The sequence below is a fragment of the Saccharopolyspora rhizosphaerae genome, assembly GCF_003931915.1.
Classification (GTDB): Bacteria; Actinomycetota; Actinomycetes; order Mycobacteriales; family Pseudonocardiaceae; genus Saccharopolyspora; species Saccharopolyspora rhizosphaerae.
In genome coordinates, this window is record NZ_RSAA01000001.1 from 312,383 (window position 1) to 337,388 (window position 25,006).

Genomic DNA, 25,006 nt, shown 5'->3' on the forward strand with positions numbered 1-25,006 from the left:
CTCAGCCTCCTTCGGTGCTCGGGTCGTCGGCGTGCTCGGTGCCGGTGCGCTCGGTGATGCCCGCGCGGTCGCGGTAGTCGGCGACCAGCCGGTTGAGCGCGGCGGCGCGCGGGCGCCGCCCGGGGCGGACGTCGCAGCTGCCCGCCTTGGTCTCCATGATGTGCACGTTGGGGTCCAGGGCCACGCCGATGAGCTCGTTGGCGGCGTCACCGGTGGTCAGCCCGTTGCGCCCCCAGTGCCAGGGGATGCCGATCTGGTGCAGCGTGCGGCCGCCGACCAGCAACGGCCGCATCCGCTCGGTGACCATGACCCGGCCTTCGACGGCGCTGCGAGCGGTGATCACCGTGGCCCAGTCCCCGTGCACCAGGCCGCGTTCGGCGGCCAGCTGCGGGGAGACCTCCAGGAACATCGCGGGGGCGAGCTCGGACAGGTGCCGCAGCCAGCGGCTCATGCCCCCGGCGGTGTGGTGCTCGGTGAGCCGGAACGTGGTGAACACGTACGGGAACACCTCGGTACCGGGTTCGAGACCGCTGGGCTGGTAGCGGTTCTCCGGGCGGGAGTTGATCTGCCGCGCGGGGTTGCGCTGCTGGTTGGGGTGCAGCCGGTTGGCCACCGGCGACTCCTGCGGCTCGTAGTGGGCCGGGAAGGGCCCGTCGACGAGCCCAGCGGGCACGTAGAGCCAGCCGCGGCCGTCGCTCTGCATGATGAACGGCTCGGTGCCCGCGAGGCCGTCCGGCCCGACCGCGCCCTCCCCGGGCTGGTAGTCGGGGCGCTTGTTCTTCTCGAAGTCGGGCTCGTCGAGCCCGGTCCACTGGCCGCGCTCGGCGTCCCACCACACGTAGGCCTTGCGCTCGCTCCACGGCTTGCCGTCGGGGTCGGCCGAGGCGCGGTTGTAGAGGATGCGCCGGTTGGCCGGCCACGCCCAGCCCCACTCCAGGGCGACGCGGTCCTGCTCGCTCCCGGGCTTGCGGCGGGCGGCCTGGTTGACGCCGTCGGCGGTGACGCCGCAGTAGATCCAGCAGCCGCAGCTGGTGGACCCGTCGGCGCGCAGCTGCGGGTACCGCGACAGCGGAGTGCCGTCCTGGTCGTGGCCGTTGATCTCGGCGAGGACCGCTTCGGCGCTGGGCTCCTCGACCTCGCCGTGCGTCGGGTAGTCCCAGGTCAGCTCGGTCACCGCGCGGTCGCGCTCGTCCTCGCCGCTGAGCTTCTCCCGGATGCGGCGGCCCAGGTGGTAGAAGAACCACAGGTCGCTGCGCTGGTCATCGGTCGGTTCGACGGCCTTGTGGTGCCACTGCACGAGCCGCTGGGTGTTGGTGAAGGTGCCGTCCTTCTCGGCGTGGGCGGCGGCCGGCAGGAAGAACACCTCGGTGCCGATGTCCTCGGTGCGCATGTCGCCCGTCTCGATCTCGGGACCGTCCTTCCAGAAGGTGGCGGTCTCGATCATGTTGAGGTCGCGCACCACCAGCCAGTCGAGCGCGGCCAGGCCCATCCGCTGCTGGCGGGCGTTGGCCGTGCCCACCGCGGGGTTCTCGCCGATGACGAAGTAGCCCTTGCAGCGGCCCTCGATCTGGTCCAGGACCGTCTGGAAGGTGCCGTGGTCGCCGGTGATCCGCGGCAGCCGGTCGAAGCAGAAGTCGTTCTCGGCGGTGGCGTGCTCACCCCACCAGGCCTTGAGCAGGCTGACCGTGTAGGCGCGGATGTTCGCCCAGTACCCGCTGGCCTGCTCGTCGTCGGCGACGAACGCCTCCAGGTCGGTGTCGGTGTGCGCGTGCGGCATCGGGATGTAGCCGGGCAGCAGGTTGAACAGGGTCGGGATGTCGGTCGACCCCTGGATGCTGGCGTGCCCGCGCAGCGCGAGGATGCCGCCACCGGGGCGGCCGATGTTGCCCAGCAGCAGCTGCAGGATCGACGCCGCGCGGATGTACTGCGACCCGACGGTGTGGTGCGTCCAGCCCACGGCGTAGGCGATGGCCGAGGTGCGGTCCCGCCCGGAGTTGGCGATGAGCTGGTCGGCGACCCACCGGAAGTCGTCCTGCGAGATGCCGCAGATCTCCTCCACCACGTCCGGGGTGTAGCGGGCGTAGTGGCGCTTGAGCAGCTGGAACACGCACCGCGGGTGCTGCAGCGTCGGGTCGGACTCGGGTCGGCCGTGGTAGACCGGCCCGCCGGACCCGGCGCGCTCGGGCTTGCTGCCCTGGCGTTCGCGCCCGTGCGGGCTGGTGGGGGCCTGCTCCGGTCCGTGGCCACCCACCGGCGGCACCGCGGAGCTGCCCTCGTACTGCCAGGTGCTCGTGTCGTAGCTGCCTGCTTCGGGGTCGAACCCGGAGAACACGCCGTCGAGGTCCTCGGTGTCGCGGAAGTCCTCGCCCACGATCATCGCCGCGTTGGTGTAGGCGACGACGTAGTCGTGGAAGTACGCGTCGTTGCTGAGCACGTGGTTGACCAACCCGCCGAGGAAGGCGATGTCGCTGCCCGCGCGCAGCGCGAGGTGCTTGTGCGCGACCGCCGACGTGCGCGTGAACCGCGGGTCGACGTGGATGACCGTGGCGCCGCGGTTCTTGGCCTCCATGACCCACTGGAACCCGACCGGGTGGGCTTCCGCCATGTTGGAGCCCTGGATGAGGATGCAGTCCGATTCAGCGAGGTCCTGCTGGAAGGTGGTGGCGCCGCCGCGCCCGAAGGAGGCACCCAGACCGGGCACCGTGGAGGAGTGTCAAATGCGGGCCTGGTTCTCCACCTGGATCGCACCGAGGGCGGTGTAGAGCTTCTTCATGAGGTAGTTCTCCTCGTTGTCGAGGGTCGCTCCTCCGAGGCTCGCGATGCCCATGGTGCGTCGCAGGGGCCGGCCGTCGTCGTCGGTGTCCTCCCAGGTGGCGGAGCGGGTGGCGACCACCCGCTCCGCGATCATGTCCAGCGCGGTGTCGAGGTCGAGGTCCTCCCACTCGGTGCCGTGCGGCCGCCGGTAGCGGACCGTGGTCTCGCGCAGGGGCGAGGTGACCAGCTCCCGGCTGGCCGAGCCCTTGGGGCACAGGCGCCCGCGGCTGATCGGCGAGTCCGGGTCCCCTTCGATCTGGGTGATCCGGCCGCCGGAGGTGTAGATCCGCTGGCCGCAGCCGACAGCGCAGTACGGGCACACCGAGCGCGTGACCTCATCGGCCTCGCTGGTGCGCGCCTGCATCTCGTCGGTGCGGCGGGACCGGGCCGCTGGCCCCCGTCCCAACCGGTCGGGGCCGGTGAGCTGTCGCAGCACCGGCCAGTCCAACCACGTGGGCGTCATGGGCCGAGGCTACCCAGGCTGTCGATCACCCACACCTCGTCGGGCGCACGAATTCGGGTCGACTTCCCCGCCGGGTGAGCACGCCGTCCGATGTGGATCGCTCCGGCCGTGGGATCAGGTGTTCGCGTCGTAGAGCAGCGTCCGGGTGTGCTCCTCGGAGTAGTAGCGCTGCAGTTCGGCCAGCGAGTCGTCGGGGCGGTCCAGGTTCTTGGCGATGACGGCGCGCGGGGCACCACCTCGGGCTCCCAGGTGGACGGGTACCACCACCCGGACCGCAGGAACGCCTTGGTAGTAGGCCTCGTGACGCTCGGTGTTGGCGGGGTTCGGGCGGACCGTGTCCACGATCGGGTTCCAGTTGCGAACCTGGTCGGCGAGCAGTGCTTCCTCCGCGGGCGGCCGGCCTCGGCGCGGCGGTGGAAGACCTGCTCGACCTCCACCAGCAGCACCACGCTCGGGTGGTGTCCCCGCACGACCACGCGGTCGAAGAACGGTGCGTCGCGCAGCAGCCGGGCGCGGCCGTTGATGCGCAGCGCGTCCCCGCGACCGGGGAGGAGGTGGAGGGGCCCGACGTGCGGGTGGGACGGCACGTTGGCGGAACCCGTCGGTGCGCCGGTTGCCGGGGCGGTCGGGCAGGGCGATGGTGCGGTCGTCGAGGACCAGCGTGAACCCCGGCGGGTCGCCCCTTGGGCGTGACGTCGCAGCGTCCCTGCTCGTCGGCGGTGGGAACCAGGCAGAACGGGGAGGCCGCGAGCCACGCGCGGTGCAGCGCGGTGCGCTCCTTGTCCAGGACCCGCTGCAGCGGCGGGCCGACGATGTCGTCCAACTCGTCGGTCGAGGTGATCTCGCTCAGGCCGTCCAGCTCCACGGTGCCTCCCTGATCGCTGCCCTCGACACTGCGGTCGGCGCCGGGTCACCGGAAGGTGCTCGTGGCGGTACCGCCCGGCCGCACGCCGGGCAACCGGGCGGCACCGCTCCCCTCCGGTCCCCCGACCGGGTCTGCGCAGGTCGACAACGAGTCGAGCGTGCCCTCCCCTACTCGGGCATGAGGTCGGCTCGCGCGGCGGCGCGCAGCAACCGCGGGGTCAGCCGCGACAGCGCGAGCCCGGCGCGCGCTTCCGGGGTCACCGGGAGGACCGCGGGGGCACGGCGCGTGGCGCGCAGGATCTCCTCGGCCGCGCGCTCCGGGCTGTAGTCGCGGCGCTGGTAGAGCTCGGTGGCCGCGCGCCGGCGCTTGGCCTGCTCGGCCTCGTCGAGGCCGGCGAAGCGGCTGCTGGTGGTGATGGCGGTGTTGACCAGACCCGGGCACACGGCGGTGACCTTGACGCCGTCACCGGCGAGCTCGACGCGCAGGCATTCGCTGAGCCGCAGCACGGCCGCCTTGGTGGTGCTGTAGGCCGGCAGGACCCGGGACGGCAGGTACGCGGCGGCCGAGGCGACGTTGATGATCCGGCCGCCTTCACCGCGCTCGACCATCTGCCGCCCGAACAGGCGGCAGCCGTGGATGACGCCCCACAGGTTGACGTCGATGACGCTCTCCCAGTCGGCGACGCTGGTGTCCAGGAACGCCCCGGCCAGGCCGATCCCGGCGTTGTTGACCACGACGTCCGGGGTGCCGAGCTCGCTGTGCACGCGCTGGGCGAAGTCGGTCATCGCGGCGCCGTCGGAGACGTCGACCTGGTGGGTGGTGGCGTTCTCACCGAGCAGCTCCGCCGTGGCGGCCAGACCTCTCGGGTCGACGTCGGCGGCCACGACGTGCGCGCCGGCCTCGGCGAAGACCTGGGCGGTCGCGCGCCCGATGCCGCTGCCCGCACCGGTGATGACCACCAGCTGGTCGGCGAACGCGCCCCGTCCCGGCAGCACCCGGGCCCGGCGCAGACCGCGGGTCTGCTCGCCGCCCTCGACGTGGTCGACGAACTCGGCGGTGCAGCGGGCGACGAGTTCCGGGCGGCTGCGCGGCAACCAGTGGCCACCGGGGAGCTCGCGCACGCGCAGGTCCTCGGCGAGGTCCTCGACCTGCGTCTGCAGCGGGGTGGAGACGAACGGGTCGCCGGTGGGGGCCAGCACCTGCACCGGGACGGTCGTGTGGCGCTGGACGGGGTCTCCGAGGCGTCCGGCGTTGGCGCGGTAGAGCTCCAGACCGTTGACGCCATCGGAGGTGGCCGGTCGTCTCGGCCTTTCCGCGGTCTTGGGGTCCCAGCGCTGCAGGTGGGCGATCAGGGTGCCCATGAACCCGCTGCGCCAGGCCAGTTCCGGCAGCACGGGCAGCTGGAACAGGCCGATGTAGGCGGAGAAGGCCAGTTGCGTGACCAGTTCTCGCAGGTCCCGGACGTTCGGCCGCAGCTTCGAGCGCAGCCATCGCCCGTAGTGGTCCAGGCACGGGCCGGAGATCGAGGTGAAGGAGGCGATGCGGCCCGCCGCGCGCGGGTCGGTCACGACGTGCCAGGACTGCACCGAGCCCCAGTCGTGGCCCAGGAGGTGCACGGGCCGGTCCGGGCTGACGGCCTCGGCGACGGCGAACAGGTCGTCGGCGAGCCGTTCGAGGCGGTAGCCGTCGGTGCCGTCCGGGCGGTCCGATCCGCCCGCGCCCCGCACGTCGTAGGTCACCACCCGGTAGCGGTCGGACAGGGCGGCGACCACGCCGTCCCAGACGGTGTGGTCGTCCGGGTAGCCGTGGACGGCCAGCACGGTCGGCGCGTCCGGCGGTCCGTGCTGGTGCACGGCCAAGCGCAGCCCATCTCCGGTGCCGAGCTGTCCGCCGGAACTCGCCTGCCAGGATGCGCCAGCCATGCGCGAAAGCTTATCCACGGTGTCAACGGCCGTTGTCACCGTTTCCCCTCCACCCCGGGCCTCTTCGGGCGGCTCCGAGCTCCCGCGAGCCGTCGGGGCGCGCCTGGTCCGGGCGGGTGGCGGAGCGTTGTCGCGCGAGGTGGAGGACGGCTCCATAAGGTGGGGGCATGGGTGATCAGCGGCGTGATGTTCCGGGCACCGACCGGGTGCTGGCCGAGCCGGAGGTGGCCGCGGCCGTGCAGCGGCTGGGCCACGACCTGGTCGTGCGGACGATCCGCGAGGTCGCCCAGCGAGCTCGGGACGGGTTGCTCGACCCGCCGGCCGTGGTGGCCGAAACCCTCGCGGCACTCCCCCGTTCGGCCTCCGGCCTGCGACCCGTGGTCAACGCGACCGGCGTGCTGCTGCACACCAACCTCGGCCGGGCCCCGCTGTCGCGGGCCGCTCGGGAGGCGCTTCAGGTCGCGGCCGGCACCACCGACGTGGAACTCGACCTGCACACCGGCGACCGGGGTCCGCGCGGGGCCTCGGCCGTGGAAGCGCTGGTGCAGGCCGTTCCCGGAGCCGAGGCCGCGCACGTGGTCAACAACGGAGCGGCCGCGCTCGCACTGGCCGCCACCGCCCTGGCCGCCGACCGGGAGATCGTCCTGTCGCGCGGCGAGATGGTGGAGATCGGCGACGGCTTCCGCATCCCCGACCTGCTCACCTCCACCGGGGCGCGGCTGCGCGAGATCGGCACCACCAACCGGGTGCGCCTCGACGACTACCGGCAGGCGCTGAGCGCCGACACCGGTTTCGTGCTCAAGATCCACCCGTCGAACTTCGTGATCAGCGGCTTCACCGCCGAGGTCCCGGTCGGCGAGCTGCGCGGTCTCGACGTCCCGGTGGTCGCCGACATCGGCTCCGGGCTGCTGCGGCCGGAACCGGCGCTGCCCGACGAGCCGGACGCGGCAACGACTCTGGCCGACGGGGCCGACCTGGTGATCGCCAGCGGGGACAAGCTGCTCGGCGGACCCCAGTGCGGCCTGCTGATGGGACGCGCCGAGGTCGTGCACCGGCTGCGCCGCCACCCCCTGGCCCGGGCGCTGCGGGTGGACAAGCTGACGCTGGCGGCGTTGGAGGCGACCGTGCGCGGGCCGCGGCCCCCGGTCTCCGAGGCGCTGCACCGCACGGGTCTCGCGCGTCGGGCTGCTGCGCTGGCCGACGCGCTCGCCGCCGCCGGTATCCCCGCCGAGGCGGTGGAGTCCGAGGCGACCGTCGGCGGGGGCGGAGCACCGGGTGTGGCGCTGCCCAGCGCCGCGGTGGCGCTGCCGACGCGCTTCGCCAAGCAGCTGCGGCTCGGCGAACCACCCGTGATGGCGCGGTTGGAGCGGCACCGGTGCCTGCTGGACCTGTTCGCCCTCGAACCCGACGACGACGAGAAGCTGCGCCGTGCGGTGGTGGCTGCGCACTAGGAGGTGCCGATGCGCGTGGTGGCCACGGCCGGGCACGTCGACCACGGCAAGTCCACGCTGATCCGACGCCTGACCGGGATGGAACCCGACCGGTGGGACGAGGAACGCCGCCGGGGGCTGACCATCGACCTCGGCTTCGCCTGGACCGAGCTCGACGACGGCTGCTCGGTGGCCTTCGTCGACGTGCCCGGGCACGAGCGCTTCGTGCCGAACATGCTCGCCGGGATCGGCCCGGTGCCCGCGGTGCTGCTCGTGGTCGCCGCGGACGAGGGCTGGATGCCCCAGTCCGAGGAGCACCTCGACGCGCTGCACGCGCTGGGCGTCGACGAGGGCCTGCTGGTCATCACCCGCAGCGACCTCGCCGACCCGCGCGAGGCGCTGGAGCAAGCCCGGGACCGGCTGCGCGGCACCAGCCTCGCCGACATCCCGGCGGTGCAGGTCAGCGGCCACACCGGTGCCGGCCTCGACGAGCTCGCCAAGGAGCTCGACGCGATGCTGCACCGGCTGCCGCCCGCCGACCTGGACGCCGACGTGCGGCTGTGGATCGACCGCGCGTTCGCCATCAAGGGCGCGGGAACGGTCGTGACCGGCACGCTGCAGGGCGGCACGCTGCGGGTCGGCGACCGGCTGAGCATCAGCCCCGCCGGGCTCGACGCCCCCGTCCGCGCGCTGCACGCGCTGGGCTCGGCGGCGGAGTCGATCAGCGCGCCCACCCGGGTGGCGGTCAACCTGCGCGGGATCGCGCTCGACCAGGTCCGACGCGGCCACGCGCTGCTCACACCCGGCCGCTGGTGGACCACCGACGTGCTCGACGCCCGCATCCACCCGAGCTCCGACCTGCCGCAGGAGCTGACCCTGCACATCGGGGCGGCCGCGGTGACCGCCCGGGTGCGCCCGCTGGGCGCCGACACCGCGCGGCTGACGCTGCGGCAACCGCTGCCGCTGCGCATCGGTGACCGGGCGCTGCTGCGCGATCCCGGTGGGCACCAGGTGCGCGGTGGGGTCACCGTCCTCGACGTGCGACCCCCGCAGCTGCGCCGGCGAGGGGCCGCCCGAGCGCGCGCCGAAGTCCTCGCCGGTCTCGACGGCACGCCGGACGGGCTCGACGAGCTCAACCGGCGCGGGCTCGTGCGCGCCGACGAGCTGGCGGCGATGGGCGCGACCCCGCCTGGGACCGGACCGTGGCTGATGTCCGAGCGGCACCGCGCGCACCTCGCCGCCCGGCTGCGCGAGGTGCTCGCCGAGCACCGGCGCGGACACCCGCTCGACGACGGGATGCCCGCCGCAGCCGCGGTGCGCGCGCTCCGACTGCCCGATCCCGCGTTGCTGCCCGACATCGCCGCCGAAGCGCAGATCCCGCTGGAGGGCGGGCGGCTCGACGGCGGGACCGGTCTCCCGGCGACCGTGGCCCGAGCGGTGGAGCAGCTGCGCACCGGACTGCGCGAGCACCCCTTCCGCGCCCCCACCGCCGAGGAGCTGGGTGAGCTCGGCATCGGAGACCGGGAACTGGCCGCGGCCGAACGCACCGGGGCGCTGCTGCGGCTCGGCCCCGGGCTGGTGCTGCTGCCGGACGCCGAACACGTCGCGCTGCCCCGGCTGGCCGAGCTCGACGAACCGTTCACGCTCAGCGAGGCCAAACGGGCGCTGGACACCTCGCGGCGGGTCGCGGTTCCCTTGCTGGAGCTGCTCGCTCGCCGCGGCCACACCCAGCGGTTGCCCGACGGCACGCACCGCCTCGTGCGGTGAGCTCTGCGATCTTGCGCCGGCCACCGCATCGTGGAAGTGGGGACGCCGGCGCCGGGCGATTGGAGGCACGCCATGCCGCGCAAGATCTGGACCGGGTCGATCAACTTCGGCCTGGTGACCATTCCGGTCGGGCTCTACGCCGCGACCGAGGACCACACGATCAGCTTCCACCAGTACCAGCGCGAGACCACCGACCGGATCCGCTACAAGCGGGTCAACGAGAGCACCGGCAAAGAGGTCGACTACAACGAGATCGTCAAGGGTCGGGAGCACGGCGACGGGATCATCACCGTCGAGCAGTCCGAACTGGACGAGATCGCGCCCGGCCGCTCGCGCACCATCGACATCAGCACCTTCGTCGACCTCTCCGAGATCGACCCCGTGCACTTCCAGAAGACCTACTGGCTCGCGCCGAACTCCAAGGAGCACTTCCGGCCTTACAACTTGCTGCGCCGCGCCATGGAGGAGACCGGCCGGGCCGGCATCGCCACGTTCGTGCTGCGCGGCAAGCAGTACCTCACCGCGGTCCGGGCCGACACCGACGTGCTGGCGCTGAACACGCTGTACTTCGCCGACGAGATCCGGGACCCGGCCGACCTCATCGGCGACCAGCCCGAGCAGTCCAAGCCGTCGGAGAAGGAACTCCAGATGGCCACCACGATCATCGAGTCGATGAGCGGCGAGTGGGAGCCCGAGGAGTACCACGACACCTACACCGAGCGCGTCGAGCAGCTGCTGGCCGAGAAGGCGCGCGGCGGCGAGGTGCAGGCGGCCGAAGCGCCCCCGCAGCCCACCGACGTCGTCGACCTCACCGAGGCGCTGCGCCGCAGCGTCGACGAGGCCCGCAAGGGCCGCAAGCCGGCCCCGTCCGAGGACCTGTCGTCGCTGACCAAGGCCGAGCTCGACGACCGCGCCAAGCAGCTGGGCATCAAGGGCCGGTCGAAGATGAAGCGCGCCGAGCTGGAGGAGGCCGTGGCCGAGGCCGAGAAGGGGGCGCGCAAGGCCTCCTGAGGCGACCACACCCGTGGTGGTTACGCACCTGTGCGTCCCCCGCACGGGTGCGGATGACGAAGTTCCGCGTTCCTGCGTCATGGTCGCGCCCGGGGGCGGTCCCGCCCACGTGGGCGGGTCCTGGAGCCGCTCACGGGCGCGCGGAACGCAGAGGGGATTCCGCGTGTGAAGATCCGCCGGGTGCGGCTGCTGTGGATGCGGCCGCACCCGGCGGTCCCGCGCGTGACCGGGTTCACCGAGCACCGCCACCGGCGGCGTTGAGCCGGGCCGGATGTGCTGAGATTCAGCGCATGGACGCGGGGGCCTGGACGGGGGTGGGAGCACGCCGGGAACTCGGCGCCGCCGGTGTTCCAGCCGCCTTGCGCCCGGCCTACCTGCGGTCGCGGGCGCTCAACGCCGAGCACGGCCGCACCTACTTCCTGGCCACGCGGCTGCTGCCGCCCTCGCGGCGGCCCGCGGTGCACGCGCTCTACGGCTTCGCGCGGTGGGTCGACGACATCGTCGACGAGACCGGGCCCGGCTCCCCCGCCCAGCGCGCCGAACGCCTCGACGTCCTGGAACACCGGCTGCGGCCGGCGCTGGCAACCGGCACCAGCGAGCACCCGGTGCTGGCGGCGCTGGCCGACACCGCGCAGCGTCACCGGATCGACCGGGGCCTGTTCGCGGACTTCCTGGCTTCGATGCGGATGGACCTCACCGTCACCGACTACCCCACCCGTCGCGACCTCGAGCGCTACGTGCACGGCTCGGCCGCGGTCATCGGCCTGCAGCTGCTTCCGGTGCTGGGCACGGTCGGCGCGGTCGAGGACGCGCGGGCGGCGGCCGCGGCGCTGGGCGTGGCCTTCCAGCTGACCAACTTCCTGCGCGACGTCGGCGAAGACCTCGACCGGGGTCGGGTCTACCTGCCCGCCGACGAGCTCGCGGTCCACGGCGTCGACCGGGAGCGGCTGGCCTGGTGCCGCCGCAGGGGGCGCCCCGACGGGCCGGTGCGGCGCGCGCTGGCCGACCAGGTCGCGCGGACCCGCGCGCACTACCGCACGGCCGAACCGGGGATCGGGTTGCTGGCCCCGGAGTCCCGGCCGTGCGTGCGCACGGCGGCGGTGCTCTACGGCGAGATCCTCGACCACGTGGTCGCCTCGGGCTACGACGTGTTCGCCCGGCGCGTCGCGGTACCGGTGTCGCGGCGCGTTCAGGTGGCGGCGCGCGGAGCAGGTGAGGCGCTGGTCGCGCGGGTGCTGCGCGGAGGCTTGGCGGCTCCTTCCGGCGGGTAGTACCAGGGCAGACCGGCATGCAGCCGGGTGTTTCCGCCGCCTGCGTGTTCGACCCGGGGAGCCCGATGATGAGCGTACGATCAACGAGCTGGCAGGACGTCAGCGCGACCGCCGACATGATCACCGTCGCCGGGCAGCGCCTGAACGAGGGGACCCGCGCGATCGCGGGGACTCCGGCGGAGGCGGCCAGGGCCCGGGACGCGCTGCTGGACCTCAGCGCGGCCAGCGCGCGGCTGGCGCGGCAGCTCGACCTGCTCGCGGCCGACAGCGGAGGCGCGGGCTCGGAGCCACCCGAGGTGCACGTCGCGCTCGACCAGGCCGCCGCCGCGGCCGAAGACCTCGGCAACTGCACGAAGGTGGCCGCCCGGGCCATCGAGGACGAGCTCAACGCCGAGCACTGACCCCACGACCCCAGGACGTCTTCGGCCCCCGTTCCGCGCAAGCGGCTCAGGCTGACGTCGCGAGCGTGGCCGCCGCACTGCGGCGGCCACGCTCGCTGTCTCATCAGGGTGCTTGGACCAGGCCCGCGCCGACGTCGGTGGCCGGTAGCGGCAGCCGGCGGGCCGACTGGGTCAGCCGGGCCCACAGCGCCCGCGCCCGGTCCGGCGACTGCTGCGCGTGCAGCGCGGCGACGCCGGAGACGTGCGGCGTGGCCATGCTGGTGCCGCTGAGCTTGCGGTAGCGCTCGGCACCGGGCCAGCTCGAGTAGACGTCGACACCGGGCGCGGCGAGGTCCACCTGCCCGCCCCCGGGGTCGTCGACCGTGCCGCAGGAGAAGTCGGCGACCTGCAGCTGCGAGTCGACCGCTCCGATCGCCATCACCGACGGGCAGTTGGCCGGGTGGCCGACCGGGGCGATGATCCCCGCCGAGCGCTGGCTCTCGTTGCCCGCCGCCGCGATGATCAGCGTCCCGCGCTCCAGCGCGCGCCGCGCGACCCGTTCGAACGCTTCCGACGGGGGCGCCCCGGGCTCGACGGCCGAGCCCAGCGACATGGACACGATCGAGCAGCCGTTGGAGATCGCCCACTCGATGCCGGACAGGATCCCGCTGTCCGTGCCCGACCCGTCGTCGCCGAGGACCTTGCCGGCGTAGATGGTGGCTTCGTGGGCGATGCCGTACCCGGGTCCGGCTTGCGAGGTGCGCGGGCCGCAGGCGGTGCCGATGACGTGGGTGCCGTGCCCGTGGCCGTCGTGGGCGCTCTGCCCGTCGACGAAAGCGCCGGTGACGATGTCGCGACCGGCGAAGTCCGGGTGCTTCTCGTCGAGCCCGGTGTCGAGCACGGCGACGCGCACCCCGGCTCCGGTGGCGGTGGCGGCGTCGGCGCGCACCGCCTGCAGCCCCCAGGTGAACTCGCCCTCCGGCGGCGGGGCGGGTTCGCCGATGGCGAAGACCCGGCGCTCGGGTTCGATGGCGGCGATGGGCCCGGTTTCCCGGGACGCCCGCTGCAGGTTGGCGTACTGCTCCTCGTCGGCGTCGATCAGGGCCACGCCGAGCTGGTGCAGGACGATGCCGCCGGCGGAGCTGAACAGCTCGCCGGGGGCCGCGCCCGCGGCGTCGGCGGTGTTGGCGCAGTTGATCCCGGTCAAGCGGGTCACTTCCCGGGTACCGATGATGGTGGAGTCGTCTTCGAGCAGGACCAAGTAGCGGCCGGTCTGGCTGGAGGTCATGTCGCTCCTCGTCGTCGGTGGCGCGGGTGCCTCATCGGTAGCCCACCGAGATCGACGACCACAACGGGATGACCACCCCTAAACCCGTTCGTGTGACGGGCCGCGGGACGAACCGCGCCGACACGCCGCGCCGCGTTGCGGGGACTGGACGGGATCACCTCCGCGTACTTCCATGGGACCAGGGCCAACCCGGGAGGTCGTCATGACGCACCACGGCCGGATCGTCGTCGGCGTGGACGGATCGGAACCCTCGAAGTGCGCGATGCGGTGGGCGCTCGAGCAGGCCGAGCTCACCGGCTCAACGGTCCGGGCGATCAGCGCGTGGGAGTTCCCCGCGTTCTACTCCTGGGAGGGCGGGCCGATGCCGCCCGACGACTTCGAGGAGGCGGCGCGGCAGGTCCTCGACGACACCGTCGAGGAGTTCCAGCAGAAGAAGCCGGACGTGACCATCGAGCGCGAGCTGGTGCACGGCCACGCCGCGCAGGCCCTCATCGACGGCTCGGCCGAGGCCGACCTGCTCGTCGTCGGCAGCCGTGGGCACGGCAGCTTCTACGGCGCGCTGCTGGGCTCGGTGAGCCAGCGCTCGGCCCTGCACGCCAAGTGCCCGGTGGTCATCGTCCGGCACTGATCACGCGGTGTGGCCGAGCCTCTCCGACAGCGCGGCGGCACCGTCGCGCACCAGGTCGCGCAGCGCGGCCTCGGTCTCGTCGTTCCAGCGCAGGATGGGCACCGAGATGCTCATCGCGGCGACCACCTCGCCGCTGGTGTCGCGCACCGGCGCGGCCACGCACGCCACCGACTCGTTGGACTCGCAGTACTCGCGGGCCACGCCGTCCTCGGCGATCTCGTCGAGCTCCTTCCGCAGCGCCTTGCGGGTGGTGATGCTGTGCTCGGTCATCGGCTCGAGCTTGTGGCCGCTGTAGATCTCGTCGACCTCCGCGCGCGGCAGCGCGGCCAGCAGCGTCTTGCCCAGCGCGGTGCAGTGCGCCGGCAGCCGGCGGCCCACGGCGGAGACCATCCGCACCGGGTGGCTGCTGTCGACCTTGGAGACGTAGAGGACGTCGGCCGTGTCGCGCACGCCGACGTGGACGGTCTCCTGGCAGCGCTCGGCGATCTCCTCGGCCACCAGCTGGCCTTCGCGGGCCAGGTCCAGCCGCTCCGCGTAGGCCGACCCCAGCTGGAAGCTGCGCACCCCCAGCCGGTACTTGTTGGTGGCGCGCCCGGTGGGCATCAGGTAGCCCCGCTCGTTGAGCGTGCCGACCAGTTCGTGCACCGTGGTGCGCGGCAACCCGAGTTGCGCTGTGATCTCGGGGGCGCTGAGTTCGTCGGCCTCCAGGAACAGTTCGAGCACGTCGAACGCCCGCTCCACCGCCGGTACCGCTCGTGCCAACGCCGTCGCTCCTTCCCTCGTCGGGCCCGCCGCCGCAGCGGTTGACCGATATTTCGAACATCGTACCCGATATCGGTCGAGGGGGAACCGTGTTCTTGACCTCGACTTCGCCGCGATCTTACGATTCTGCGAACGTTGTTCGGAATATCGGACGGAGACTCCCCAGGTGCGCCAGACACGCGAATTCCTGCGATCCCTCGGCCTGCCCACCGACGACACGGCGGCCACCAGCGACAAGAGGTTCCCCGACGGCGCCCAGTACCGCGTGGAGATCCCCAGCACCGAAGGCCCCGAGGTCCTCGACGCGGTGCTGGCCGAGGCCGACGCGCGCGGCGTGCTGGTCCACCGGATCTCCCAGGGCAGCGGCGGGATGCTCCTCACCGACGACGAGCTCGGCGCCATGGCCGCCACCGCCGCCGCGCGGTCGGTCGAGCTGAGCCTGTTCGCCCGGCCGCTGGCCGGGTGGGACACCAGCGCGATGGCGGTCTCCTCCGGCGGCGCCCCGGTCGCCGCGCAGGCGCGCGGCACCGAGCAGCTGGTGCACGTGCTCGAGGACGTCCGCCGCACCGCCGAGGCCGGCATCCGCAGCGTGCTGATCACCGACCTGGGCGTGCTCAAGGTCGCCTCGGCGATGCGCGAGGCCGGGGACCTCCCCTCCGACATGCAGTTCAAGATCAGCGTCCAGATGGGGCTGGCCAACCCCGCCTCGGTGCGCATCGCCGAGGACCTGGGCGCCGACACCTACAACGTGCCCACCGACCTCAGCCTCGGGCAGCTGGCGGCGATCCGGGCGGCCACCGACCTGCCGCTGGACATCTACGTCGAGGCGCCCGACGACATGGGCGGGTTCGTCCGCCACTTCGAGATCGCCGAGATCGTGCGCGTCGCGGCCCCGGTCTACGTCAAGTTCGGGCTGCGCAACGCGCCGAACATCTACCCCAGCGGCAGCCACCTGACCCCGACCGCCATGGCGCTCGGCCGCGAGCGCGTCCGGCGCGCTCAGCTGGGCCTCGGGCTGCTGCAGCGCTACGCCCCCGAGGCCAAGGCCTCCTCGCTGCCCGCGGACGGACTGGCCGTGCCCGCCCTCGGGTAGCGGCCTATCGTCGGCGCGTGCCCACCGCCGTCGCGCTCCGCTCCGCTTCCGGCCGCTGGATCCTGGTGGCCGGCATTCTCGGGTCCGGCGTGGCGTTCCTGGACGGGTCGGTCGTCAACGTGGCGCTGCCGGCCATCGGCCGGGACGTCGGCGGCGGGCTGCGCGTCCTGCAGTGGGTCCTCGACTCCTACCTGCTCACGCTCAGCGCGCTGCTGCTGCTCGGCGGCGCGCTGGGCGATCGCTACGGCCGCCGCAGGGTGTTCGCCGTCGGCGTCGTGCTGTTCACGCTCGCCTCGCTGGGCTGCGGGCTGGCCCCCACCGGCGAGGCGCTGATCGTGGCACGGCTGGCCCAAGGCGTGGGCGGAGCACTGCTGGTGCCCGGCAGCCTGGCCCTGATCAACGCCTCCATCGACCCCGACGACCGCGGTGAAGCCGTCGGCCGCTGGGCCGGGCTGACCGGGATGTCTTCGGCCCTGGGGCCGTTCCTCGGCGGCTGGCTGGTCGACGCCGCGTCCTGGCGGTGGGTGTTCTTCATCAACGTCCCGATCGCCGCCGCCGCGCTGCTGGCGCTCCGCCACGTCCCCGAGAGCCGGGACCCGGACTTCAGCGGGCGTCTGGACTTCGGGGGCGCGGCGGCGGTCACGATCGGCCTGTCCGGAACGGTCTTCGCCCTCATCGAGGTGCCCACCGCGGGCTGGGACGCCGCGTCCACCACAGCCGCGGTGGTCGGGGCCACCGCACTCGTGGTGTTCCCGCTGCTGGAGAGGCGCCACCCGGCTCCGCTGCTGCCCCTGTCGCTGCTGCGGTCCTCGCAGTTCGTCGGCGCGAACCTGGTGACCCTGGCGGTCTACGCGGCGCTGAGCGGAGCGTTGTTCCTGCTCTCGCTGCAGCTGCAGCAGACGATGGGCTACTCCGCGCTGCAGGCGGGCATCGCGACGCTGCCGATCACGGTCATCATGCTGCTGCTGTCCGGACGCGTCGGCGCGCTGGCGCAGCGCACCGGACCGCGGATCCCGATGACGGTCGGGCCCTTCGGCTGCGCCGCCGGGCTCGTGCTGCTCACCCACGCGGAGCTCGGCGCGAGCTACCTCGGCGGTGTCCTGCCGGGCGTGCTGGTCTTCGGCCTCGGGCTGTCGATCACGGTGGCACCGCTGACCGCGGCCGTGCTCGGCTCGGTCGGCCCCGAGCGCGGCGGCGTCGCCTCCGGGGTGAACAACGCCGTCTCGCGCCTGGCGGGGCTGCTGGCGGTGGCGGTGCTCCCGGTCGTGGCGGGGCTCGCCGGCACCGGGGCAGGCGCGCCGCTCGGGCCGGGATTCGCCACCGCCATGTTGATCTCGGCAGTTCTGTGCGGTGCAGGAGGAGTGCTGGCCGCGCTGACCATCGGGAAGGGCGACCGGGTCGAGACCCCTCCCCTGCCCGGCCTCAACCACGCCTGCCAGGACCCGGCCTGCGAGTGCCGCGACTGACCGCGGCCCAGCACGGGCGAGCACCCACGTCACCGTTCCGGACGATCAGATCACCCTCCTCCCACGGCACAGGTGTGATGTGATCGAGTCATGAGACGAGGTCGGCGCGGCCATCCGTGCGAGGTCCCCACCCAGATCGGGCTGTGGCGGTGCCCGGACTGCGGCCAGCAGTGGGAGGTCCACGGCATCGAGGGCAATCCCCGCATCCGCAAGGTCAGCCGCGTCGGCTGGTTCCTCGCCAAGCTCCTCGGGTGAGCTGACCGCTGGCTATCCTGGGCGGACCATGCGTCGCAAGCTCCGCTCCCCGCTGCCCCAGCGCGACGGCCTGGACCCGGTCCGGCTGCACTTGCCCACCGACGGGCGGTGGGCGACCGTGCGGGACTTCCTCGTCGAGCGGATCCCCAAGCTCGGGCCGGAACGCATCGACGAGATGCTCCGCGTGGGGCGGTTCGTCACCCACGACGGGCCGGTGCCGCCCGGAGCCCCGTTCCAGCCGGGCGGTTTCGTGTGGTTCCACCGCGACGTGGCACCGGAGGTGCCGGTGCCGTTCGAGCTGGACGTCCTGCACCGGGACGAGGAAGTCCTGGTCGTCGACAAGCCCCACTTCCTGGCCACCACACCGCGCGGCGAGCACATCACCGAGACCGCGCTCATCCGCCTGCGCAGGCAGCTGGAGCTGCCCGAGCTCTCCCCCGCGCACCGGCTGGACCGGGCGACGGCGGGTCTCGTGCTGTTCGTGGTCGACCCTGCGCTGCGCGGCCCCTACCAGACGCTCTTCCACGACCGGCGGGTCGACAAGACCTACGAGGCCATCGCGCCCCACGACCCGCGGCTGACGTTCCCGCGCACCGTCCGCAGCCGCATCGTCAAGCACCGGGGCCGGCTCGCCGCCGTCGAAGAACCGGGCGAACCGAACGCCGAAACCCGCATCGAGCTGGTCGAACACCGGGACGGCCTGGCCCGTTACCGCCTGCACCCCCGCACCGGGCGCACCCACCAGCTGCGGGTCCACCTCAACTCGCTGGGCCTGCCGATCCTCGGCGATGACCTCTACCCCGAGGTCCGCCCGCACGCGCCCCGGGACTTCAGCAACCCGCTGCGCCTGCTCGCCACGACGCTGACCTTCCCCGACCCGCGGACCGGTCAGCTGCGCCACTTCCACACCCGCAGGACCCTCGACTGGCCCTGACCAGCCCGGGCGCGGTCCTCAGAGGGTCGCGACGGGGGTGGTCGGCGAGCCGACGGCTCCGGGGAGGTTGAGGGGTGGGGCGGTGAGCAGGAAGCGGGAGCGGCCGAGGCGGTGCAGGTCCTCGGCCAGGGGTGTGAGGTGCCAGAGCTCGCCGAGGTGGACGCCGAGCTTGAACAGGCAGTGGTGGTGCAGCGGCAGCGCCGGAGCCGGCGGTTCGGCCGGGCCGGCCGGGAGGTTCTCGACCGCGTAGTTGTCGGCGATGAGCGCGGTCAGCCCGGTGTCGGTGACCCACTTCTGGAGGCGTTCGTCGCGCCCGTCCAGCGTCGCGCACGCGCCGTGCAGGACGTCGGGATCGGGGTCGCCGTCCAGGTCGATGAGGCGCTGGGCGAACCCCGTGTGCAAGCACACCAGATCGCCCTCTTCCACCTCGACGCCGTCGGCGGCCATGATCTCGGCGAGCGTGTCGTAACCGACCACCGAGCGCCCGTCGCCGAGGTGCTTGCGCAGGTCGATGAGCACGCCACGGCCCTGCACCCCGGTGCGGGCGAGGTTGTCGATGCCCAGCGGACCACCGCTGGAGGTCGTGCGCTCGTGCAGCTCGTCGGTGCCCGAGTCGGCCAGCTCCGCAGGCCCGGTGATGTGCTCGCCCGCGCGGAACCCGTTGTAGAAGACCGGTTCCGGGACTCCGTCGGCGTCGGCGTCGAACAGCGCTCCGGCGTGGGCGAAGGAGTCCCACTGCGTCGAGTACTGCAGGTGCAGCACGACGAGGTCGTCGCAGAGCACGTCGGTGGCGCCGTCGGAGTGACCGCGCAGCTCGTAGTTGAAGTTGATCTCGCCGAACCGCCGGGTGGGCCGGAGCACCGGCGGGAACCGGTTGAGGTTCAACGCGTTCCCGCCCGGCAAGGTCAGCGGCAGGCTCAGCGCGTGGGTGATGCCCTCGCGCACCTCGGCGGCCGCGGCGCGGACGCGCTCCGGGGTCAGCAGGTTCATCCGCCCTGAGGTGTCGTCGGGGCCGAAATCACCCCAGTTGGACCCCTCCGGCCGTTGCTTCCAGCGTGCTCCGGTCACGTTCGCCTCCCGGGCTCGAGGTCGACTGGAGGCAGCCTCGCAGTCCGGTCGGAAGCGATCAACCGCTCCACGGCCGGGGTTTCCGGCGACCCTCGGGTCACTCCGGTGTCGGCAGGGCGGTTTCGGCGATGTCGAGGACGGTGTGCAGCGCGGCGTTGGTGTTGTCCTCGCGCCAGGCCAGCGCCGCTCTCAACCGGGTCGGTTCGCCGGCGAGCTCGCGGTAGACCAGCCCGGTCTGCTGGATGTGCTGGCAGGACGTCAGCGTCAACGTCACCCCGACACCCGCCGCGACCAGCGCGAGGATCGTGTAGGAGTCCGGCGCTTCCTGCACCACCCGCGGGGTGAAACCACCCGCGACGCACGCCTTCACCAGCGCATCGCGCAGCGTGGACCCGGCGTTGGACGGGAAGCTGACGAACGGCTCGTCGGCGAGTTCGGTGATCGGCACCCGGTCCAGACCGGCCAGCCGGTGGTCGGTGGGCAGCGCGCAGATGAGCTCCTCGACCTCGATGACGCGGGTCCGCACGCCGGGCTGGTTGACCGGTAGCCGCACGAAGCCCAGGTCCAAGGTGCCGTCGGCGACCTTGGCCAGCGCCACGTCGGCGTAGGTCTGCCCGCGCATCACCAGCTCGAGGCCGGGGTGGGCGGCGCGGACCGCGCGGGTGAGCACCGGCAGCGCTTCGTGGCTGGAGGCACCGGCGAAACCGACGGTGACGCGCCCGTGCTCGCCGCGCCCAGCCGCCTTGGCCGCGCCGACCGCGATCTCGACGTCGTCCAGGACGGTGCGCGCGGGCTCGAGGAACGACTCCCCGGCGTTGGTCAGCCGGACCGAGCGGGTGTTGCGCTCGAACAGCCGCACCCCGAGCTCCTTCTCCAGCTGGCGGATCTGCTGGCTCAGCGGCGGCTGAGCCATCTGCAGGCGCTTGGCAGCACGGCCGAAGTGCAGTTCTTCGGCGACCGCGATGAAGGCGGTCAGGTGGCGCAGCTCCACGACTCCTCCCCGATCCATCCGCACCTGGTCTTGATCCGACCCTAATTCGGTAGGCGGGCGGTCTCAATCCCGGGTGCGAGCGGTCGGCGAGCTCGGCCCTTCCGGCCGATCAGACCTCCACGCACCCCTGGCTGCTGCGACCGCACCGTTCGCGTGCCGGAATGGGCGCCGTCCGAGGTGCAGGACGTCGGCGAGGACGGTGCCGGGGCCTTCGAGGCGGTGGGCCGCGGTGCTGTCCTGCACGACGAGGAGGTCACCGGAGGGCAGCACCGCCAGTCCTCCGGCGTGGTCTTCGCCTTCCCCGTGGGACAGGTCGAGCTCGCTGTGCAGGTCGTCGCGGCGGACCACGCCGGCAGTGTCCCGGTGAGCGGCGCCCGGCCAAGCGGTAGGCCCGGACCCGGGCCGTCGAGGTCCATCGACGGCCCGGCGAGCAGCGGCAGGTCCTCTCCGTGCACACACAGGCGCGGATGCCCAGCCCGTCGAGGTCGAGGAAGGTCTTGGCGCAGCGGTGACCGCCGCGGGAGGCGAGCACCAGTTCCCCGTCGGTGCCTGCACGCGGTTTGAGCTGCAGCAGCACGGCCCAGCCGCGCAGCACCGGCCCGCGCAGCCCCAGGTGGACGCGCTCCTGACCGGCTTCTCCGTGCACGGCGATGCCTTCGACGTCGAACCCGTTCTCCTTGCCGGTGAGGTCCAGGAACGGCCGGAGGTGCTCGCCCTCGGCTAGCAGCTCGACCAGTCCTCCCCTCCCGAGCGCAGCGCTGCTCGCGCCTTCCGGGGTGCGTTCGGCCGGCACGGGGTCGGCCAGCGCGATGCGGGCGAGCACGCGGCGGCTGGGTTCGGCGGAGACCGAGGCGAGGCGTGTGGCGGCCTTGGCGTCGGAGTGGCTGGGCTTGACCTCGCGGCGCTTGGCGCTGCGCGAGCCCACCACCCACAGGTACGGGCCGTTGCGGCAGACCCCCTCCACGTCGACCTCGTCGTCGGCTTCCCCCGGGAGGTCGACGACGTCGGCGAGCGGGAAGCTGACGTGGTCGCGGTGTGCGGTGGGACGGGCGGGATCGTCGCAGGTGAGCCGTTCGACCGTGGCCGTCTCCCCGCGGTGTGCGCCGTCGGCGCGCACCGCGGGGAGGTTCGCGTGCGTGGTGGCCTCGACCGCGCCGGCGGTGAACATCAACCGCACCGTCCGTGCTACGTTCACGCATCGTTCCTACCAGGTTCCGGCGCCGTGAGCTCCCGCGTCAGGGCGGCACGACGAGCCCCCCGCCCACACGATCAAGTGACTGCGGGAACCGGTGGGGCAGGTGCGCGGTCCTAAGCCATGTCGTTGTCCTCGCGTCCATGGGAGAAGGAGAGGGATCGCTGTGCCAGACATCCGGGTCCGGCTCCGCGGTGGGCCTCAGGACGGTCAGGAGCTGACCGTCTCGGCCGACTCATCGGGCAAACCGATCCCGCGCATCACCTTGCCCGCACGCGCTCGCAACCCGGAGGCGGTACCGCCGCGGCTGATCTACGAGCGCTCGGGCGAGAACGGTGATGGAACCTGGGAATTCCGCTACGTGGGTGCCGAAACCTGACACCGCGTGGCCCCGGCAGGGCGCGGAGCCGGGTGCCCTGCCGCACCGCACCTGCGAGGGAGACGCCGCGGCTTTCCGCACGGCAGCTCCGACACCGCAGACGGGTTCACGTCCTCGCGCGCTGACGAGCTCCGCTCCCCGTTGGCAGACCTGGTCTGCGGCCGCCTCAGCGCCGCGAGGGTGTCCCGGAGACTCCGCAGGCGGTCGCGATCTCGGCGACCAGGCTGCGCAACGCCCCGGGCAGCAGCGACTCCCAAGAGGACAACCGGAACTCCCCTTGCCTCTGGGCCTGCTTGGACAAGGCCAGGTGCCGCAGCACCCCCGTCTCGCGCACCAGCAGTGCCGAGGTGATCTCGGCGAGCCGCTCGGGCACGGTGATGATGCCGCTACCGGAGGCGGAGTCGGCCGCGGTGAACAGCTCTTCGAGCGCAGCCGTGGCGTTGCCGCACTGGGTGTCGGCGACGCGCCAGGCCGCCGCTGACCCACCACGCAGCCCGCCGGAGACCGGGACCTCGCGCAGCACGTCGACCAGCACCAACCGGCAGCGCACCTTCTCCACCGCGGTCCCGGCGAGGCGGGCCAGCCAGGTGCGCAGCTCGTGACCCGCTTCGCGGCGGATCTCGCGCAGCACCGTCCAGGACAGGAAGTCCGGGCAGCGGCCGTTGCCGCTGGGCCGCACGTCGGGGGTGACGGCGATCTCCTGCTCCACGATCAGCTCGGCCAACAACCCGCCCGCGCAGCCCAGGGCCAGCAGGTCGGAGCCGATGCGCGGGGACAGCCGGGCTTCACCAGCGTGGGCGGCCAGGAAGAACCGGTCCGCGACGCGCAGCGGGAGCCTCGTGCTGCCGGGCTCCGCACCGCTCCCGCCACCGGCCTTCAACACGTGGTCGCTCTCCTCGTCACAGCCAGGACGTGGTGCGCGCCGGAAGACGCCCCTCGCAGCACCCCTCGGTGCGCCATCGTTCAAGATCAACGCCCTCGCGCGCACCGCCCGGCCCCAGGATGTGGCCGAATCGTTGTGGTCGATCATCGTCCGCTTCCCGGGTCGGGAACAACCGAGAGGCGCATTGACTTCCACCTAACACGAACTCCGAGGATGTACAGGTCCGAACCGATCGACACCACCACGTCACGAAGGACCTCCACGTGAACGCCAACTGGTCGACGATGCGCTCCTTCGCGAGCGACAAGTCCGTCACCCGGCAACGCCTGTCCGCGGGCCTGCTCCGCCGCATCGGCGGCTACGCCCGCCCCTACCTGCGCGACATCGTGCCGTTCCTGGTGCTGGTGGCGCTGGCCGCCGCGCTCGGGGTGGTCAACCCGCTGCTGTTCAAGGCCATCATCGACAACGGCATCGTGCCGAGGAACTTCTCGCTGGTCGTGTGGCTGGCCTTGGCGGTGGCCGGGGTCGCGGTGCTGGAAGCGGTGATGAGCCTGGCGCAGCGCTGGTACTCCGCGCGGCTGGGCGAGGGCCTGATCTACGACCTGCGGCGCGAGGTCTTCGACCACGTGCAGCGGATGCCGGTGGCCTTCTTCGTGCGCGCCCAGACCGGCGCCCTGGTCAGCCGGCTCAACAACGACGTCATCGGCGCGCAACGGGCGCTCACCTCGACGTTATCGTCGGTGGTGTCCAACGTGCTGAGCCTGGTGCTCGTGCTGGCCACCATGTTCACGTTGTCCTGGCAGATCACCGTGATCTCGCTGGTGCTGCTGCCGCTGTTCCTGCTCCCGGTGCGCTGGGTGGGGCGCAAGCTGCAGCGCATCACCCGCGAGCAGATGAAGCTCGACGCCGAGATGAGCTCGCTGATGACCGAGCGCTTCGGGGTGGGAGGGGCGATGCTGGCCAAGCTCTACGGCCGCACCGACGAGGAGTCCGAGCGCTTCGCCGCCCGGGCCGAGAGGGTCCGCGACATGGGCATCGTCTCGGCGATGTACAGCCGGGTGTTCATGGTCGCCTTGACGCTGCTCGCGGCGCTGGCCACGGCCGTGGTGTACGGCCTGGGCGGCGGTCTGGTGCTGGCCGGGGCCTTCCAGCTGGGCACGCTGGTGGCGCTGGCGAGCCTGCTCAACCGGCTGTACGGGCCGCTGACGGCGCTGTCGAACGTGCACGTGGACGTGATGACCGCGCTGGTGAGCTTCGACCGCGTCTTCGAGGTCCTCGACCTCAAGCCGATGATCACCGAGAAGCCGGAGGCCCGCGAGCTGCCGGCCGGGGCCTCCGACGTCGAGTTCGACCACGTCTCGTTCCGCTACCCCGCGTCCCACGAGGTGTCGCTGGCGTCGCTGGAGTCGGTGGCACGGGCCGACAACGCCCCGGCCCACCCGGTGCTGCACGACATCAGCTTCCGCGCCGAGCCGGGCCAGACCGTGGCGCTGGTGGGGCATTCCGGTGCCGGCAAGACGACCATCACCAACCTGGCCGGGCGGCTCTACGACGTCGACTCCGGTGCCGTGCGCATCGGCGGGGTCGACGTGCGCGACACCTCGCTGGCCTCGCTGTACGAGCACGTCGGCGTGGTCACCCAGGAGGCGCACCTGTTCCACGACACGATCCGCGCCAACCTCACCTTCGCCCGGCCCGAAGCGACCGAGCAGGAGCTGGTCGAGGCGCTGCGGGTGGCGCAGCTGGGGCACCTGATCGACTCGCTGCCCGACGGGCTGGACACGGTGGTCGGCGACCGCGGCCACCGGCTCTCCGGTGGGGAGAAGCAGCGGCTGGCGATCGCGCGGCTGCTGCTCAAGGCACCGCCGATCGTGGTGCTCGACGAGGCCACCGCGCACCTGGACTCCGAGTCGGAGGCCGCGGTCCAGCGGGCGCTGGCCACGGCGTTGTCGGGGCGCACGGCGCTGGTCATCGCCCACCGGCTGGCCACCATCCGCGAGGCCGACCGCATCCTGGTCATCGGCGAGGGGCGGATCGTCGAGGAGGGCACCCACGAGGAGCTGCTCGCCCGCGGCGGTCACTACGCCGAGCTCTACCGCACGCAGTTCGCCGCGCAGCGCTCGGACTCCGGCGAAGCCGCCTGA

At 72.7% G+C, this 25,006-nt stretch carries 22 protein-coding genes; 12 read left to right on the forward strand and 10 right to left on the reverse strand.

Going from position 1 to position 25,006, the window contains the following annotated elements; all coding sequences use genetic code 11:
* Position 1: 1 nt before the first annotated feature.
* The 3 genes from fdh to EIL87_RS01500 all read right to left on the reverse strand — a co-directional run bounded on the left by fdh (position 2) and on the right by EIL87_RS01500 (position 6,064).
* Positions 2-3,277: a formate dehydrogenase gene (gene fdh / locus EIL87_RS01485; protein ID WP_199740137.1), complete on the reverse strand. Its 3,276-nt coding sequence runs from the start codon at positions 3,275-3,277 to the stop codon at positions 2-4.
* Between the two features lie 114 nt (positions 3,278-3,391).
* Positions 3,392-3,619 carry a hypothetical protein gene (locus EIL87_RS27885; RefSeq protein ID WP_158628562.1) on the reverse strand — a complete coding sequence of 76 codons (228 nt, stop codon included), beginning with the start codon at positions 3,617-3,619 and terminating at the stop codon, positions 3,392-3,394.
* A 690-nt stretch (positions 3,620-4,309) separates the two neighbouring features.
* Complete coding sequence (locus tag EIL87_RS01500) at positions 4,310-6,064, reverse strand: SDR family oxidoreductase (RefSeq protein ID WP_125088287.1); 1,755 nt, start codon at positions 6,062-6,064, stop codon at positions 4,310-4,312.
* 167 nt (positions 6,065-6,231) lie between these two features.
* Between EIL87_RS01500 and selA the strand changes: the two genes are divergently transcribed.
* The 5 genes from selA (at position 6,232) to EIL87_RS01525 (ending at position 11,944) form a co-directional block, all read left to right on the forward strand.
* Positions 6,232-7,515, forward strand: a complete 1,284-nt coding sequence (selA, locus tag EIL87_RS01505) for an L-seryl-tRNA(Sec) selenium transferase (protein ID WP_125088288.1) — start codon at positions 6,232-6,234, stop codon at positions 7,513-7,515.
* Positions 7,516-7,524: 9 nt separating this feature from the next.
* Positions 7,525-9,261, forward strand: a complete 1,737-nt coding sequence (selB, locus tag EIL87_RS01510; protein ID WP_125088289.1) for a selenocysteine-specific translation elongation factor — start codon at positions 7,525-7,527, stop codon at positions 9,259-9,261.
* 72 nt (positions 9,262-9,333) lie between these two features.
* Complete coding sequence (gene ku, locus EIL87_RS01515; protein ID WP_125088290.1) at positions 9,334-10,272, forward strand: non-homologous end joining protein Ku; 939 nt, start codon at positions 9,334-9,336, stop codon at positions 10,270-10,272.
* A 290-nt stretch (positions 10,273-10,562) separates the two neighbouring features.
* Positions 10,563-11,543: a phytoene/squalene synthase family protein gene (locus EIL87_RS01520; protein WP_125088291.1), complete on the forward strand. Its 981-nt coding sequence runs from the start codon at positions 10,563-10,565 to the stop codon at positions 11,541-11,543.
* 68 nt (positions 11,544-11,611) lie between these two features.
* Positions 11,612-11,944 (forward strand): hypothetical protein, encoded by a 333-nt coding sequence (locus tag EIL87_RS01525; protein WP_233575936.1) that lies wholly within the window; start codon positions 11,612-11,614, stop codon positions 11,942-11,944.
* 103 nt (positions 11,945-12,047) lie between these two features.
* On the opposite strand, the gene EIL87_RS01530 is transcribed toward EIL87_RS01525, so the two are convergent.
* The gene (locus tag EIL87_RS01530; protein ID WP_125088292.1) at positions 12,048-13,211 is read right to left on the reverse strand and encodes a S8 family peptidase; all 1,164 of its coding nucleotides are present in this window, start codon (positions 13,209-13,211) and stop codon (positions 12,048-12,050) included.
* A gap of 202 nt (positions 13,212-13,413) precedes the next feature.
* Between EIL87_RS01530 and EIL87_RS01535 the strand changes: the two genes are divergently transcribed.
* Positions 13,414-13,839 (forward strand): universal stress protein, encoded by a 426-nt coding sequence (locus tag EIL87_RS01535; RefSeq protein WP_125088293.1) that lies wholly within the window; start codon positions 13,414-13,416, stop codon positions 13,837-13,839.
* Here EIL87_RS01535 and EIL87_RS01540 read toward each other — a convergent pair whose 3' ends face one another.
* Positions 13,840-14,601 carry an IclR family transcriptional regulator gene (locus EIL87_RS01540; protein ID WP_125088294.1) on the reverse strand — a complete coding sequence of 254 codons (762 nt, stop codon included), beginning with the start codon at positions 14,599-14,601 and terminating at the stop codon, positions 13,840-13,842. It abuts the gene before it with no gap.
* 166 nt (positions 14,602-14,767) lie between these two features.
* Here EIL87_RS01540 and EIL87_RS01545 point away from each other — a divergent pair, with 166 nt between their 5' ends.
* From EIL87_RS01545 to EIL87_RS01555, 4 genes are all read left to right on the forward strand, one after another.
* Positions 14,768-15,694, forward strand: a complete 927-nt coding sequence (locus EIL87_RS01545) for a U32 family peptidase (RefSeq protein ID WP_125088295.1) — start codon at positions 14,768-14,770, stop codon at positions 15,692-15,694.
* 17 nt (positions 15,695-15,711) lie between these two features.
* Positions 15,712-17,160 carry an MFS transporter gene (locus EIL87_RS01550; RefSeq protein ID WP_125088296.1) on the forward strand — a complete coding sequence of 483 codons (1,449 nt, stop codon included), beginning with the start codon at positions 15,712-15,714 and terminating at the stop codon, positions 17,158-17,160.
* 90 nt (positions 17,161-17,250) lie between these two features.
* Positions 17,251-17,415: a hypothetical protein gene (locus EIL87_RS26945; RefSeq protein ID WP_199740139.1), complete on the forward strand. Its 165-nt coding sequence runs from the start codon at positions 17,251-17,253 to the stop codon at positions 17,413-17,415.
* A 28-nt stretch (positions 17,416-17,443) separates the two neighbouring features.
* On the forward strand, positions 17,444-18,349 hold the full coding sequence (locus EIL87_RS01555) for a pseudouridine synthase (RefSeq protein WP_125088297.1): 906 nt from the start codon (positions 17,444-17,446) through the stop codon (positions 18,347-18,349).
* Positions 18,350-18,367: 18 nt separating this feature from the next.
* Here the strand turns inward: EIL87_RS01555 and EIL87_RS01560 are convergent, their stop codons facing one another.
* The 4 genes from EIL87_RS01560 to EIL87_RS01570 form a co-directional block, all read right to left on the reverse strand.
* A complete protein-coding gene (locus EIL87_RS01560; RefSeq protein ID WP_233575937.1) occupies positions 18,368-19,417 on the reverse strand; it encodes a cyclase family protein in 1,050 nt (349 codons plus the stop codon).
* A gap of 97 nt (positions 19,418-19,514) precedes the next feature.
* Complete coding sequence (locus EIL87_RS01565; RefSeq protein ID WP_125088462.1) at positions 19,515-20,408, reverse strand: LysR family transcriptional regulator; 894 nt, start codon at positions 20,406-20,408, stop codon at positions 19,515-19,517.
* Between the two features lie 63 nt (positions 20,409-20,471).
* Entirely contained in the window at positions 20,472-20,756 is a 285-nt protein-coding gene (locus EIL87_RS27645; RefSeq protein ID WP_267898787.1) for a DUF3616 domain-containing protein, read from the reverse strand.
* Entirely contained in the window at positions 20,662-21,603 is a 942-nt protein-coding gene (locus EIL87_RS01570; RefSeq protein ID WP_233575938.1) for a DUF3616 domain-containing protein, read from the reverse strand. Before EIL87_RS01570 ends, EIL87_RS27645 begins: the two co-directional genes overlap by 95 nt.
* A gap of 163 nt (positions 21,604-21,766) precedes the next feature.
* On the opposite strand from EIL87_RS01570, the gene EIL87_RS01575 reads away from it, so the two are divergent.
* Positions 21,767-21,979: a hypothetical protein gene (locus EIL87_RS01575; RefSeq protein ID WP_125088298.1), complete on the forward strand. Its 213-nt coding sequence runs from the start codon at positions 21,767-21,769 to the stop codon at positions 21,977-21,979.
* A gap of 166 nt (positions 21,980-22,145) precedes the next feature.
* Here the strand turns inward: EIL87_RS01575 and EIL87_RS01580 are convergent, their stop codons facing one another.
* Entirely contained in the window at positions 22,146-22,862 is a 717-nt protein-coding gene (locus EIL87_RS01580; protein ID WP_233575939.1) for a GPP34 family phosphoprotein, read from the reverse strand.
* Between the two features lie 284 nt (positions 22,863-23,146).
* On the opposite strand from EIL87_RS01580, the gene EIL87_RS01585 reads away from it, so the two are divergent.
* Positions 23,147-25,006 (forward strand): ABC transporter ATP-binding protein, encoded by a 1,860-nt coding sequence (locus EIL87_RS01585; protein ID WP_125088463.1) that lies wholly within the window; start codon positions 23,147-23,149, stop codon positions 25,004-25,006.